The organism is Candidatus Latescibacter sp. (assembly GCA_030692375.1).
Lineage (GTDB): Bacteria > Latescibacterota > Latescibacteria > Latescibacterales > Latescibacteraceae > JAUYCD01.
In genome coordinates, this window is record JAUYCD010000241.1 from 1 (window position 1) to 14531 (window position 14531).

10 protein-coding genes are annotated in these 14531 nt (G+C 53.2%); all 10 read left to right on the forward strand.

Annotation, left to right across the window (positions count from 1 at the left end):
• Window positions 1–292: 292 nt before the first annotated feature.
• A complete protein-coding gene (locus Q8O92_14570; protein ID MDP2984540.1) occupies window positions 293–1987 on the forward strand; it encodes a glycosyltransferase family 2 protein in 1695 nt (564 codons plus the stop codon).
• 142 nt (window positions 1988–2129) lie between these two features.
• The gene (locus tag Q8O92_14575) at window positions 2130–3323 is read left to right on the forward strand and encodes a glycosyltransferase (protein ID MDP2984541.1); all 1194 of its coding nucleotides are present in this window, start codon (window positions 2130–2132) and stop codon (window positions 3321–3323) included.
• A gap of 241 nt (window positions 3324–3564) precedes the next feature.
• On the forward strand, window positions 3565–4506 hold the full coding sequence (locus Q8O92_14580; GenBank protein ID MDP2984542.1) for a glycosyltransferase family 2 protein: 942 nt from the start codon (window positions 3565–3567) through the stop codon (window positions 4504–4506).
• The gene (locus tag Q8O92_14585; protein ID MDP2984543.1) at window positions 4503–5783 is read left to right on the forward strand and encodes a glycosyltransferase; all 1281 of its coding nucleotides are present in this window, start codon (window positions 4503–4505) and stop codon (window positions 5781–5783) included. Before Q8O92_14580 ends, Q8O92_14585 begins: the two co-directional genes overlap by 4 nt.
• Complete coding sequence (locus Q8O92_14590) at window positions 5780–6724, forward strand: lysylphosphatidylglycerol synthase domain-containing protein (protein MDP2984544.1); 945 nt, start codon at window positions 5780–5782, stop codon at window positions 6722–6724. The genes Q8O92_14585 and Q8O92_14590 overlap by 4 nt, the downstream gene beginning before the upstream one ends.
• Window positions 6690–9137 (forward strand): hypothetical protein, encoded by a 2448-nt coding sequence (locus Q8O92_14595; protein MDP2984545.1) that lies wholly within the window; start codon window positions 6690–6692, stop codon window positions 9135–9137. Before Q8O92_14590 ends, Q8O92_14595 begins: the two co-directional genes overlap by 35 nt.
• Window positions 9134–10009, forward strand: coding sequence for a dTDP-4-dehydrorhamnose reductase (rfbD, locus tag Q8O92_14600; GenBank protein MDP2984546.1), 876 nt, complete (start codon window positions 9134–9136; stop codon window positions 10007–10009). Before Q8O92_14595 ends, rfbD begins: the two co-directional genes overlap by 4 nt.
• A 132-nt stretch (window positions 10010–10141) precedes the next feature.
• Window positions 10142–10858, forward strand: a complete 717-nt coding sequence (locus Q8O92_14605; GenBank protein ID MDP2984547.1) for a polyprenol monophosphomannose synthase — start codon at window positions 10142–10144, stop codon at window positions 10856–10858.
• 135 nt (window positions 10859–10993) lie between these two features.
• The gene (locus Q8O92_14610) at window positions 10994–12625 is read left to right on the forward strand and encodes a glycosyltransferase (GenBank protein MDP2984548.1); all 1632 of its coding nucleotides are present in this window, start codon (window positions 10994–10996) and stop codon (window positions 12623–12625) included.
• A gap of 2 nt (window positions 12626–12627) precedes the next feature.
• Window positions 12628–14531 (forward strand): S41 family peptidase (locus tag Q8O92_14615; protein MDP2984549.1); only part of this gene is annotated, 1904 nt, incomplete at its 3' end.

A 14531-nucleotide genomic window follows, 5' to 3' on the forward strand; every position in this document is an offset into this window, starting at 1 on the left:
TCTAAGCGAAAGTTGGGTATCTTCTCTCATGGCAGGCTCAACTCATTTGTATTGTGTTTGTTCGTCGTTATTTGTCTAACTACAATATAATACAATATATTAGTTGATGCACTGCCTTTTTTTATGAATAATCCGGGTTAACGACATACCTGTTAAATATTTTCCTCATTCTGCTAATATATAATTTTTTCGATGAATGAGCTTTGTGAAAAAGTTAAAATATAGAAAAAGTTTTGCCAAATCCCCATATTTTCACTAAGTTAGTCTTCACCAATCCGAACAGGGAGCAAAAGTGAACCGTACCGTATCCGTAATTATGCCCGCTTTCAACGAAGGCCGGTGCATTTACGACAATATCCGCCTTACCTGTGAAATCCTGGCCGAGGCCGGGATCACAGCCGAGATTGTGGCGGTCGATGACGGTTCTTCCGACAATACCCTCGCCGAGATCGAGCGCGCCGCGCAGGCCCTCGAGAATGTCAGGGCAGTCCGTAATCCCTACAACATCGGGAAGGGTATGGCCCTCCGGAGCGGGTTCGAGCATTCCACCGGTGAGATCGTGGTATTCCTCGACGCCGATCTCGACCTGCATCCCTCCCAGATTCAGACGCTTCTGGCCGTTCTGGAGGAAGGGCTGTACGACATCGTGGTGACCTCGAAACATCACCCGCAGTCGCAGTTGGATTATCCCCTTTCACGGAAAATCGCCAGTTGGATATACTTCATATTCATCAAGACCCTGTTCAACCTGCCTGTCCGTGACACACAGACCGGCCTCAAGGTTTTTCGCAGGAAAGTACTCGAGGATGTGTTCCACCGCCTCCTGGTCAAAAAGTTTGCCTATGATATCGAGCTTTTGGCGGCGGCGGTACGGTTCGGTTACCGGGTGAAAGAGGTTCCGGTGATCCTCAATTTCAAACGTGAGCTGAAATGGGGAAGAATACGGTTCCCCGATGTCATGAGCCTGTTTATCGACACCCTGGCCATTTTCTACCGGCTTCGAATCCTGCACTATTACGACATGAAGCGCCCTCCGCTGCCCGTTCGCTTTCCCAAGGTTCTCGTGGCAATCCGGGGCTGTCCCCCATCGGAAGACGTAGTCAAACGGCTGACTTTCGAGGGAAACGTCCGTATCGCCTGCCTGAGCAAAACCGGCGGTTTCGGAGAAGAGACTGGGGAAATCCTCTTCTTTCATGGAGAGGAATCCCTGAGAAACTGGCTGAAGACTCAGGGGAGCGAAGTGGAGATTGTCGGACTGCTCTCCTCCGAATGCCTTCCGCTCGGAAACTGGGTGAAAAATGCGGTGCGGAATTTCCAGGATCCCGGAGTTAATGCGGTTTGCGGACCGGTGATTCCCGGCCCTTTTTCCACCTTCCTTGAGAGAATAGCCGGAATGGTGTTCCCTACCCTGCTGACCCGTGGAACCGATACCCGCCTTTACTCGTATAAACCGATGCGCATGACGGGGAAGGGATTGTCCGATAACATCTTTCTGCGGGCTTCCCTGTTTCAGGAAAAGCAGGCGGGAGCCAACAGTCTTTCCTGGGTGAACAGTTTCGTATATGACCGGAATACCGCCGGCAAGATGCGGTACGATCCCGATGTAGCGGTCTCGAAACCGGTTCCGCCTCTCTTTTTCCCCTATATGCGCATGGTTTTTCATATGGCGTACCGTGAAGGCTTTTTCTTTTTCGGAAGGTATGGTTCAGGAAACCGGTTCTGGGAGGCGTTTCCGATGGTTATGGCGCTTTTGATTTTCGTCGGCTGGCTGACGCTGCCGACCGATTTATATGGAGGAATCATCGCTCTCTACCTGTGCATGATTATCGTTGCCGGGCTGTTTACCTTTTCGCTCTCTTCAGCGCCGCCGGTCATGCTGGGAATACTCTGCGACCATGCGGCGAGGGCGGCCGGTTTCACTGCGGGGATGCTGGCAAGGGTGAAAGAGAGAATGTTTGCCACGGATCACGCGGATATACGCGGATAAAAATTAAAAAACCATTAGACAGGATTTACATGATTTACTAAGATTTTTTCTCGTTTCATTCTAATCTTGTAAATCTTGTTAATCATGTCTAATATTTTCTTTTTGCTTTTCTTCTTTGCGAACTTTGCGAGAAATTAAACCCATGTCCTTCCCCAACGGAAAATCCATCGTATCGGTCAAACATACCTATTTCGAGTCCGCGGGCACTCCCGAGGCTGAAATGGTGCGCTTCCTGAAAGGGAAGGCCGCCTCGATTCTCTCCATCCGTCACCCTTTTCACGATGCGGTGCAGATTCCGCTGAACACCAAAGCGGTCGAATACGGCCCGGACGGAAATGTCACCCGTGAGACAACCGCTCCGGCGGTGCATGGGAATGCCTTGCTTTTTTATCTGAAAGACCTTATTCTTTCCGTATATTATGTCATCCGGAGCGGGAAGAAATACGATCTCTATGTCGGCTCGGACAACCTTAACTCGCTTGCAGGCATCGTGCTCCGAATGCTCGGCAGGGTGAGGCGCGTGGCGTTCTATGTCATTGATTTCACCCCGGCGCGTTTTCCGGGAAGGCTGATGAACGCCGTTTACCAGGCGATCAATAAAATCTGCTGTTATCACGCCGATGTGATATGGAATGTTTCTCCGGCGATGACCGAAGGCCGTGAGCGAATAGGGATTCGGGCATCCCTTTCGGCGCCGCAGATCACTGTGCCGCTGGGCTGCGATTTCAGGAAAATTCAGATGGCAGGCGGCGGGGTGCGGGACCCCCGCGTAATCGTCTATTTCGGCGCGCTCCGTGAGGAGCACGGCCCCGGTCTTATCCTGGAGGCTCTCCCCGCCATACTGGAGAAAATCCCGGATGCCCGTGTGGTGTTAGCTGGCGGCGGGGAACTGCGGGAAAAGCTTGAAAACCGCGCCCATGAGTTGGGACTGGCTGACCGGGTATGGTTCACAGGATTTATTTCTTCCGATGAGGAGGTATACCGCATTCTATTAGAATGTGGGCTTGCGCTGGCTACCTATCCGCCCGAGGATGGAACCTACAAGCGATACTGCGACCCCGGCAAGGTCAAGATATACCTTGCTTGCGGCCTGCCGGTGCTGATTACCGATGTTCCCGCAGTCGCCCGTGAGATCGCCGAAAGGGGCGCCGGAGCGATTGTTGAATATGACCCAAAAAACCTGGCAGAGGCGGTTACCGGTATTCTCCTGAATCCGGCGGAGCAGGAAGTCATGCGGGAAAGAGCGCTGGCCCTGGCCGCCGAATACGACTGGGATGCCATTTGGGAGCGGACATTCGGAGAGATGGAGAAACTCTTCACCTCTCCAAAAGGATGAAGGATGAAATTGACAGGATTAACAGGATACAATAAAAGCATATCAAAATTATAAATACGAAAATTTAGACAGGATTAACAAGATTAACAGGATTTTGAAAGAACAAAAGTGTTACAGTATTTTCCATTTGACAATCTTGTGATCGGATATGCCGAAACAAGTTTCAAAACAGCATGACATAATCTGGAAAAATAAATCTTGTAAAATCTTGTAAATCCTGTCTAAAAATAGGATTATTTTTATGAAAAAAATATCGGTCGTCATCCCCCTCTACAACGAGCGGGAGAGTCTTGAAGAGCTCCACGGAGAAATTGTCGCTTCTCTTGCCCCGATGCAGGAGGACTACGAGATCGTGTTTGTGGATGACGGCTCCACCGACGGCTCGTTTGAAATACTCTCTCGGCTCCGCAATCAGGACAGCCGGGTGAAAGTCATACGGTTCCTGGCGAATTCAGGGAAAGCCGCCGCGCTCCAGGCCGGATTTGACGCCGCCGAAGGGGAGTTCATCATTACCATGGATGCCGACCTTCAGGATGACCCATCGGAATTTCCCGCGCTTATCGCTGCTCTCAATGGCGGCCTGGACCTGGTTTCCGGCTGGAAGAAAGACCGCTGCGATCCTCTTTCCAAAACAGCGCCCTCAAAATTCTACAACATGGTGGTCCGGTATTTCAGCAAACTCAAGCTTCATGATTTCAACTGCGGGCTGAAAGCCTATCGCCGCGAGGTGGTGCAATCCTTCCGAGTCTATGGCGAGCTGCACCGCTATATTCCGGTGTTGGCCAAATTCAACGGCTTTCGGGTGGGGGAGATTCCGGTCTGCCATCATCCCCGCAAGTACGGTTCCTCCAAGTACGGGATGAAGAGGTTCATTGCCGGTTTTCTCGACCTTCTCACCGTGATTCTGCTCACCCGGTACACCTCCAAACCGCTGCACTTCTTCGGCTCGGTCGGGCTGGTGTTCTGTTTTATCGGAGGGATCATCAACCTCTATATCGTAGTGCTTTTTGTCAAAAGCGGATTCCTTAACATCCAGGGGAGACAGCCGCTCCTTGTCGGCGGCGTTTTCCTCTTCCTGCTCGGTGTGCAGTTCATTTCGACCGGGCTTCTTGCGGAGCTTATCACGCACAGCAGGATGGAAAAACAGAGCACCTACCGTATCGATCCGGCATCCGGCCCATGAAAGTCTGCACTCTCACCCATACCTATCCCAGGTTCCCGCACGACATAAACGCCCCTTTTGTCGAGCAGCTCATGGAGCATATCTCCCGGCTGGGAAACGAGGTTTCGGTGCTCACCGCATACGACCCGGAGTGGAACCGCGAGCCCCAAGACCATACGGTCGATCTCCGCACCTACCGCTATATATGGCCGGAGAGCCTCCATATACTCGGCTATTCGAGGACCATAGAGGGGAATGTCCGTTTCCGTAAACGGGTGATGCTGCTATCGCCGTTCCTGTTCTTCTTCGCATGGCGGGCTTTTCTGAAGCTCGTGCGTAAGAAGAAACCCGATGTTCTCCATGCGCACTGGATACTCCCGAACGGGTTCATCGCGGGGCTGGCTGCCCGCGCCACAGGCATACCGCTCCTGATTCAGCTTCACGGCTCCGATGTATTCACCGCTGAAAAAAATCCGCTTTTCAGGCGAATGGCACGGTTTGCCGCCGAAAGCGCCGCCTACATCACTACGCCAAGCCCCGATCTTGCCGCAAGGCTGGGAGCTATCGGGGTGGACACCACCAAAATCGGGCTGGTGCCCAACACAGTGGAATCGAATTTTTCATCTGATGTGACTCCCGCCGAGGCGGCCCGGCTGAAGGAAAAGCTGGGCATTCCGGACGGCTGCCCGGTGATCCTGGCCATGGGACGGATGGTGCATGTCAAGGGGTTTGCCTATCTTATCGAGGCGTTTGCCCGGATTACCGAAGATTATCCCCGGGCCAGGCTGGTGCTTGCCGGCGGGGGTGTCCTCTTTGAGGAAATAAAGGCACAGATAAGGCAACTGAACCTTGAGAACCGGGTGAGCCTGCCGGGAGCTGTCCTGCGCGGAGAGGTTCCGGTGTATTTCAAAATCGCCGACCTCTTCGTCGTTCCCTCTATCCGTCACGAGAGCGGGGCGGTGGACGGCCTCCCGGTGGTCATTCCCGAAGCGATGGCGGCGGGGCTTCCCATTATCGCCTCTCAGGTCGGCGGCATTCCGGTGCTGGTGCGGAACGGGTGCAACGGTATACTTGTGCCGGAACGAGACCCTGTCGCTCTCGCTGAAGCCATGCGAACCCTTCTGGGAAGTGCGCAGCTCTGCAGCGGATATGGCGCACGTGCCCGCAGTATCATCGAGAACAGCGTCAATTATGACTGCATCGCCAGGTATTATATAAGCCTTTATCGGGAACTTATATACCGGACTTCTGCCGCTGAAATTCCGCCGTTCGAGATACTTGAAAAAAGGATTCCATGAAAGGTTACAGGGCGCTGTCCCTGTTCGTCAGGCTGACACTTGCTGTCGCTGTTCTTTTTTTCGTTATCAGGGCGGTTCTGAACAATTGGGCGGAGGTCAGGTCCTACTCATGGGACTTTAATCCGACGTTTCTGGTTTTGTCGGTGATGGTATTTCTGGGTGGATATATTTTCCTTGCCTGGATTTGGGGAAGAGTCCTTTACTCCGCCGGCCATCCGGTTTCTTTCGGAGCCGCCTGGGACATATATTTCATCGGCAATCTGGGACGCTATATTCCCGGCAAGGTATGGACGGTTGCGTTCACTGCCTACGTGGCGGAGAAATACGGCGTTCCGGCGGTCGCAGCAGGAACATTATCCGTTTTTGCGCAGGCTTATTCGGTAATATCTTCATTGGTGATTTTTGCGCTGTTCTTTATATGTAACGGGTCTCTTCTGAAGGGAATTCCGTTGGAATGGACAGCGCCGATTTTCATCCTGGTACTGCTCATTTTCCTGGCCCCTGGAAACCTGGGGCGGGCGCTCAATTTCCTTCTGGCCAGGCTGGGGAGAGAGCGGTCCTCGATAAGGCTGGATACAATCGGGGCGTTAAAAATCATGCTCTGGTATTTTCTCTCCTGGCTGGTATTCGGCGCGGCATTCTGGCTTTTTATGATAGCTATTACCGGCGACCGTTCGCTTCAGCCGTTTTTCCTCACCGGAGTGTTCGTGGTGTCGAATGTTACCGGTTTCCTGGCGGTGTTCACGCCGGGAGGGCTGGGAGTCAGGGAAGGTATAATGGGCCTTCTGCTCGCCGGATACATTCCCGCGGGAGTGGGGATCCTCGCGGCATTCCTGCTGCGGCTTTTGACCACAATGGTTGAATTGAGTTGTGTGGCGTTTGTTCTGATACGAAAGGGATCTTTGTATGGCAAAGAAAAAACGGCTCTCCCCGGGAGTTGAAAAAACGGGCCTGCCGAAAGAAGAAGAGCTGCAAACTTCGGCTGCGGGCGGCTTTCTATCAGGCCGGTACGCCAAATGGGCGTTTTTCGCCGTGTATTTCCTGCTGACCCTTTTCCTTTTCCGGGATTTCATCTTCTCTGACCAGATGCTTTTCGGCAGCGACACAATCCCCGACGGCGTCTATACCCGCCAGTTCCTCAAGGATTATCACCATGAGTTCGGCGGAATTCCGCGCTGGAACCCGTTCATTCTCGGCGGGCTGCCGTTCATAGACGCAATGCACGGCGACACTTTTTATCCGGGTGCATGGATACAATTCACGATGCCCATTTTCCGGGCGCTTGGGCATAAGCTTGTCTGGCATGTATTCCTGGCCGGAGTTCTCATGTATTTTTTCCTGAGGACTCTCCGCATCCGCCGTGAGGTCTCGTTCCTGGGCGGGCTGATGTACATGCTTGCGCCCTCTTTCGTCTCGCTGGTTTTCCCCGGGCATGACGCCAAGATGTATGTGATCGCGCTCCTGCCGCTCGCTTTCGCCTTCCTGGAATCGGGCATGAACACCCCTCGCCTCTATAAATTCGCGGGGCTGGGCGGCGTAATGGGGCTTTTGATACTCACTTCGCACATACAGATGAGTTACTATGCATTCTGGGCGCTGGGTCTCTATTTCCTTTTCCGGCTCTACGAGATGAGGAAGGAAGGAATGCCCGCCCTGGCGGCAAGAACCGGTCTTTTCACCGGAGCGGTGCTGCTCGCGGTGGCACTCGGTTTCGTCCAGCTCTTCCCCTCGTACAAGTTCACCACCTCCCAGTCGGTGCGCTCCGGCGCCGAGCGCACCAGCTACGAATACGCCACCTCCTGGTCGATGCACCCGGAAGAAGCGGCGGGGATGCTCGTTCCCTCATTTCAGGGATTCCAGGCCGGTCTGGATAAAAACCTGTACTGGGGGAAGAATCCTTTCAAGCTCAACTCCGAGTATAACGGCATCCTTCCCATCCTGTTTGCGGTGCTGGTTCTGATCGCCCGGCGGAACAGCCGTACATGGTTCTTCCTCGGCCTGGGAGCGCTCGCTCTCATATACGCTCTCGGGGCTGCCACCCCTCTCTATCATCTCTTTTATTCCTTTGTCCCGGGGGTTAAAAATTTCCGCGCGCCGGGGATGATCATTTTTCTTTTCTGTTTCTCCCTGGTTGTTATGTCCGCGCACTATCTTTCGGCTCTTATAGACGGAAAAACCGGCGGAAAAGGTCTACCCGGCAAAGGCCTGCTTTACGCCGCCGGAGGATTATTTTTTGCTGCGCTCATCATGAGCATTATGGGGAAAAGCCTGTTCAATCTCTGGACGAGCGTGTTTTACAGCGACCTGCCCTCCAACAGGGCGGAAGCCATGGCATTGAATGTCCCCTATTTCATGCGCGACCTCTGGCGGGTGACTCTCCTTGCCGGGGCATCCCTTGTCGGGCTCTGGATGTTCCTGTCGAAAAAAATAGGAGTACCGGCATTCATCGTACTCCTTGCTCTTGTGACCATTTTCGATGAGGCGCTGGTCTCCGGCCGGTATATTGCGGTTACTGACCCCCAGACAAATCCTGAGCTCGCCCCCAGCCAGACTGTCATGGATGTTAAGAAGCTGATGGAGAATAATCCCCCCTTCCGGGTTCTGGGCATGTTCAGCGGGAAAAGGTCCAAAAACTATTATGCCATGTTCGGCATCCAGGCAGCCGATGGTTTCCATAACAACGAGTTGAAAACTTATGAGCTCTTCAGCGGGGGGGGAATGTTTACCAACTACCATGAGAGGTGGCTGGATGGAGGTAAATTCACCCCGGAAGAGATACCCCGTAATAATTTTCTGAAAGTGGCGGGGGTAAAATACATCCTCCTTCCCATGAAAGAGGGAGAGGCAAGCCCGGTGGAGAATTTTGGGGCGCTCGACCGGGCTTTCATAGTGCACAATTTCACGCTGGCTAAAGACGATACCTCCGCGGTGAGCATGTTGAAAACCGGTTTCGATGCCGGGAAAACGGCCATTCTGAACGAGGCACCGGAAATCGAAATCTTCCCTCCCGCCGATACCTCAAGGGTCTCCCGTGTTGAAAACATGGTCTATACCACCAAAGGCATGACGGTTAAAGCTGATTTTGCGGCGCCGGGACTCCTGGTTGTTTCCGACAACTGGGTTCCCTGGTGGAATGCTATTTTGGACGGAAAGCCGGTGAAAATCCATCGGGCCTATGTAACATTCATGGCAGTCGCCTGCCCGGCGGGGAGGCACGAGATTACTTTCACCTTCCTGTCGGCGCCGTACGAAACGGCAAAGAAAGTGACTTTTGTCTCGCTGGCTTTCATTGTGCTCGTCCTGTGTTCCTCCGGTGTGGTTGGATACCTCAAGCGAAAGAAAATGGTGCGATGAGGATTCTGGTCACCGGGTCTTCAGGAAGGATCGGGAGAGCGCTCCTTTCTTCACTGCCCCTCGACATGGAAGCGGAGGTTCTCCTGGATTCCATGGATCAGTCGCGGACTTTTCTTCCCTGGTACCGGTCGGATATCTCGGACCGCGGCAAGACGGTCATGGCCATTACCTGCGCCAGTCCGGAGGTGGTGGTTCACCTGGCTGCGGCGACCGATGTAGATGAGTGCGAGCGGGACCCTGATAAGGCCTTCCGGGTCAACCGTGACGGCGCCCGGAATGTCGCCGAAGCCTGTGCGAAATGCGGCGCGGGGATGGTATACCTTTCCACCGATTACGTGTTCGACGGCCTGGCAGGTCCCTATACCGAGCTGGATGAGCCGGCCCCGATCAATGTGTACGGCCTCTCCAAGCTTGAGGGGGAACGTGCGGCGGCGGACATGCTCGATGATCTGGCCGTGGTGCGGGTCAGCGTTCCGTTCGGAAGGAGAAGAAATGGCGCACATAATTTCATCAGCCGTCTTCAGGAGGAACTTTCCGCCGGAAATACAGTCAAAGTGGTTACTGACCAGAGGACAACCCCTGCTTTTCTGGACGAACTGGCGGAATTACTCTGGACTATCATCAGGAACAGGATCAGGGGGGTCATCCATTACGGGACAAGCGACCGTCTTTCACGGTATGAGATGGCGGAGGAGCTCTGCCGTGTGATGGGGTATCCGGCGGAGCTGGTTCAGCCGGTGAAGACCGCCGACCTTCGCCTCCTTGCGAAAAGACCCCTGGAGAGCGGTTTTGTCACCGAGCGGGCGCGGGATATCCTGAAGTATCCTCCGGTCACGTTCCGTGAGGCTCTGACGATAATGGCGGGACAGTAAAACTCACCCCCCGGCCCCCTCTCTTATAAATAATAGAGGGGGAGTAAAAGACAGCTCAAAGGTAAGTCCCCCTCTATTGCTTGCAAGAGAGGGGGATTTAGGGGGTGAGTTAATTCATCCATGGAGAATCACATGAAAGGTCTGGTCATCATTCCGACCTACAATGAAATTGAGAACATCGAGGCGATCACCCGTGCGGTGCTCGACCTGCCGTACGATTTCCATATCCTTATAGTTGACGACAATTCCCCCGACGGCACCGGGGAGATCGCCGACCGTCTGGCGGCTGCGGACAGCCGTATCCATGTCCTTCACCGTAAGAAGAAGGAAGGTCTCGGGCCTGCCTATATAGCGGGATTTCAGTGGGGGCTCGCCCATGATGGGTATGACATCCTGTTCGAGATGGACGCCGATTTTTCCCACCGTCCCGAATACCTGCACGATTTCATGAAAGCCATCGGGGATTCCGACCTTGTGCTCGGCTCGCGGTATATCAGCGGGGTCAATGTGGTTAACTGGCCGCTGGGAAGGCTTCTGATCTCCTATTTTGCCAACCGGTACTCGCAGATCGTCACCGGCCTCCCTGTGCGGGACGCCACCGGGGGATTCAAATGTTTCCGCCGCAAGGTTCTCGAATCGATAGACCTGGCGAAAGTCAGGAGCACAGGCTATGCTTTCCAGATAGAGATGTCCATGCGGGCCGCCGCCCGGGGATTTACTATAAAAGAAATACCGATTATATTTTACGACCGCACAAAAGGGACATCCAAGATGACCTTCCACATCGCCCGTGAGGCGGCATTTATGGTGTGGAAGCTCCGGCTGATGAAGATGATGGGGAAACTGTAATAAAACAGTGACAAAGCGACAGAGTAAAAAGATGCCGAAACAAGTTCGGCATGACACGTGTCATCCTGAACTCGTTTCAGGATCTATCATTTCCTCTGTCACTTTGCAACGCTGCAACTTGATTAGGAAACTGTAATGGACCTGTCCGTTGTCATTGTAAGTTATAATGTATCCTCCTTCCTGGATCAGACCCTCATGACTGTGGAGGAATCCGCCCACGGTCTCGAGTATGAGATTTTCGTGGTTGATAACGCTTCGGCGGACGACAGCGTAGACATGGTCAGGCGGAAATATCCGCAGGTGAAACTTATTGTGAACAGCGAAAACCGGGGATTCGCCAAAGCGAACAACCAGGCTTTCGGCCTGGCCGGGGGCAGGTATATCCTTCTTCTCAATCCCGACACCGTGCTGCGCAGCGATACGATCCCCGCCATGATCGGATTCCTCGACCGCCATCCCGAAGCCGGCGCCGCCGGGTGCAAGGTGATCAACCCGGACGGTTCCCTGCAGCTTGCCTGCCGAAGGGGATTTCCCTCTCCCGGAGTGGCGTTTTTCAAAATGGTGGGACTTTCCGGGCTTTTCCCCAAATCCAGGACATTCGGCGCTTACAACCTCACCTATCTCGATCCTGAATCGGTATCCGAAGTGGATGCCGTTTCCGGCTCGTTCATGATGCTCCGCAGGGAAGCTCTGGACCGCGCCGGACACCTCGACGAGGATTTTTTCATGTACGGCGAGGACCTTGACCTCTGCTACCGCATCAAGAAGGACGGGTGGAAAATTTACTATGTACCCGACACGGAGATCATCCATTTCAAAGGGGAAAGCACCAAGTCGGTGCCGACCATGAAGAGTATCCTTGATTTTTACACCGCCATGCATATCTTTGTGGAAAAACACCACGGCGGGGGAACGAAACTGTTCCCCCGGTGGCTGCTCATCACAGGCATCTATTTCCGCATGGCCTGGGGGTATGGCATACGGACGCTGACAAGGCTGAAAGAGCCGCTTTTTGACTTTTTTCTCATCAACATTTCCCTGGCTCTGGGTGTCATGATGCGGTTCGGAGTTTCTCTCGAAGAAGCGCCGGATTACACCGGCATGCAGTGGATAAGCATATTTCTGGTGTATTCGACCTTCTACATGACAACCTTCACCTTCCTTGGAATGTACCATCGATACCGGCATAACCCGGAGCGTGCGTTTTTCGGAGTGTTTATCGGTTTCCTGTTGAATGTTCTAATCGTATATTTTATCAAGGAATATAATTTTTCGCGGATTGCATCGTTTTACTGCTGGGGATTCAACTCGATATTCATTTCGGGCTGGCGGTTCGCCGCGCAGATGATGCGGTCGAAAGAAACCCGCATCAGGTTCAAGAAAGCGCTCGTGGTGGGCCGGATTGCCGATGCCGCCGCCTTCCGTAAGATGGTAAGCTTTTCGGAAACGGCGCCTTTCATTATCGTTGGCTGCGTCGAGGTTACTCCGGGCGCCCTTCGCGGCCGTGAAAAGGATGGAGTATACGTTCTGGGCCTGATCGATGAACTGCGGGATATCATTAAAGAATATGCGGTGGATATGGTGATCATGGTCGGCTCCAGCCTGCCCTATTCGAAAATTTTAAGTATTGGAAGCAAATTCGGTTCGATGACCCCGGAATTCAAACTGGCGCCGGAATTGAAAGTTCCCGGCGAAAACGCTCCGAACGGATCGGTCACACTGATCGATATCCATCCCGGAGGATTGTTCGGAAACAGCAGGAGATAGAAATGAAACAAAAAATGTGGAATACATGGCGGCTTCCCATCCTGTTATTCCTGTTCTTTTTTGGAAGCGGAGCAGGGCTGTCATTCCCGGCAGATAATCTAAACATCCTTGACAAGGATTATATCCGGAAATTCATCCTGGAAAAAGTGCGGAGCGATTACGTCGATTCAATAAACATCTCTACTCTTTATGATGGCGCCATCGAGGGGATGATAGACAAACTTGACCCCAATTCCAGCTACATGCCTCCTGAGACCGCGAGCGATTTCTCCATACTGGATAAGGATTATATCCAGAAATTCATCCTCGAAAAAGTTCGGAGCGACTATGCCGATTCGATAAGCATATCGACCCTTTATGACGGGGCCATCGAGGGGATGATAGATAAACTTGACCCCCATTCCAGCTATATGCCCCCGAAAACCGCCAGCGATTTCTCCGAAAAGATCCGCGGGGAGTTTCCCGGCATCGGCATCACATTCAAAATGATCAATAACAAGATCACGGTGATCGATGTGATCGAAGGCGGCCCTTCTGAAGCAGCCGGTCTGAAATCGCGTGACAAGATTGTTCAGATCGACGGCAAGGACGCCTCAGGGATTCCCCAGGATTCAGTCAGAGATCGCCTGCGCGGACCCTCCGGCTCCCAGGTCACCGTGCTGGTCGAGCGCCCGGGAGTTTCGAAACCGTTCTCCGTTCTTATCACCCGTGATTGGATCGAGATGAACAGCGTTTCCCATGCCTACATGCTTGACCAAACCACCGGATATATCGCGCTGACAGGCTTCAGTGTGAAAACTCCCCAGGATGTGGTAAAAGCGCTTCAAATGCTGAAATCGAAAGGGATGAAGCGGCTGGTATTAGATCTCCGCAACAATTCCGGCGGGGTGCTCGATTCGGCGGTAAGCGTGGTGAATCTCTTCATTAAAGAAGGGAAAATCGTCTATACCGAGGGAAGGAAAAAAGCCGATAATCATGTTTGGAATGCCCCGGGGAATGCTCCGTTTCCCGATCTTCCGCTCATAGTCATGATCAACCACGGGTCAGCCTCCGCTTCCGAGATTGTGGCCGGCGCGCTCCAGGACCATGACCGCGCTCTCATTGTCGGCCAGACCTCCTTCGGCAAGGGGCTTGTAATGAATCCCTTTAACATACGCGACCCGAACAATCCCGGCAAAGACAAATCCCTGGGAACGCTCGTCCTCACGGTCTCACGGTACTATACCCCTTCCGGCAGGCTCATCCAGCGGCCCTACGACAAAGGAAGGGAGGCATACATCAAAGCGGGATTCGATGATAATGACCTGAACGCAACCGATGCCGCAAGGACCGGGAAGCCGGTATTCCATACCGATCTGGGCCGTGATGTGTACGGCGGCGGCGGCATCTCTCCCGATGTCGTCCTCACCCCTATGAAACGGCTGAACGACATGGAAATCGCACTGAGGAATTCCGACCTGTTCTTCGAATTTGCGGATGAATATCTTCTTAAACATAATGACATCCCAAAAAATTTCTCCAATTTTCTCACCGATTACCATATTCCTTCCGGGGAATTGAATAATTTCCGAACCTTTATCGAGCAGAGAGATGTTCATATCGACAGTCTTACCCATTTCAATGATGATTTGAAAAAATTAACCGATAGATACGGCATCCCCAGGGAGAATCTGGCGGCCATACGGTCGCTTCTTTCCGGCAGCGGGGGCGACCCGGATAAAACCTTGTTCGAGCGGAGTCTCCCCACAATAGAGCGTGAGCTGAAGCAGGAAATTGCCCGTATGGTCTGGGGATCGGAGGAGCGGTACCGGGTGTGGCATGTCGATGATACCGAGCTGACCTCGGCGCTCGGAGATTTCGACCAGGCCAATGACCTCCTCACCAGGAGGCTGGCGTTGAAAAAAGA

Excerpts from the sequence above, each read along its gene's own strand:
- Q8O92_14575 (MDP2984541.1), top strand. The coding sequence starts at position 2,130 with ATGTCCTTCCCCAACGGAAAATCCATCGTATCGGTCAAACATACCTAT.
- Q8O92_14580 (MDP2984542.1), top strand. The coding sequence starts at position 3,565 with ATGAAAAAAATATCGGTCGTCATCCCCCTCTACAACGAGCGGGAGAGT.
- Q8O92_14585 (MDP2984543.1), top strand. The coding sequence starts at position 4,503 with ATGAAAGTCTGCACTCTCACCCATACCTATCCCAGGTTCCCGCACGAC.
- Q8O92_14590 (MDP2984544.1), top strand. The coding sequence starts at position 5,780 with ATGAAAGGTTACAGGGCGCTGTCCCTGTTCGTCAGGCTGACACTTGCT.
- Q8O92_14595 (MDP2984545.1), top strand. The coding sequence starts at position 6,690 with ATGGCAAAGAAAAAACGGCTCTCCCCGGGAGTTGAAAAAACGGGCCTG.
- rfbD (MDP2984546.1), top strand. The coding sequence starts at position 9,134 with ATGAGGATTCTGGTCACCGGGTCTTCAGGAAGGATCGGGAGAGCGCTC.
- Q8O92_14605 (MDP2984547.1), top strand. The coding sequence starts at position 10,142 with ATGAAAGGTCTGGTCATCATTCCGACCTACAATGAAATTGAGAACATC.
- Q8O92_14610 (MDP2984548.1), top strand. The coding sequence starts at position 10,994 with ATGGACCTGTCCGTTGTCATTGTAAGTTATAATGTATCCTCCTTCCTG.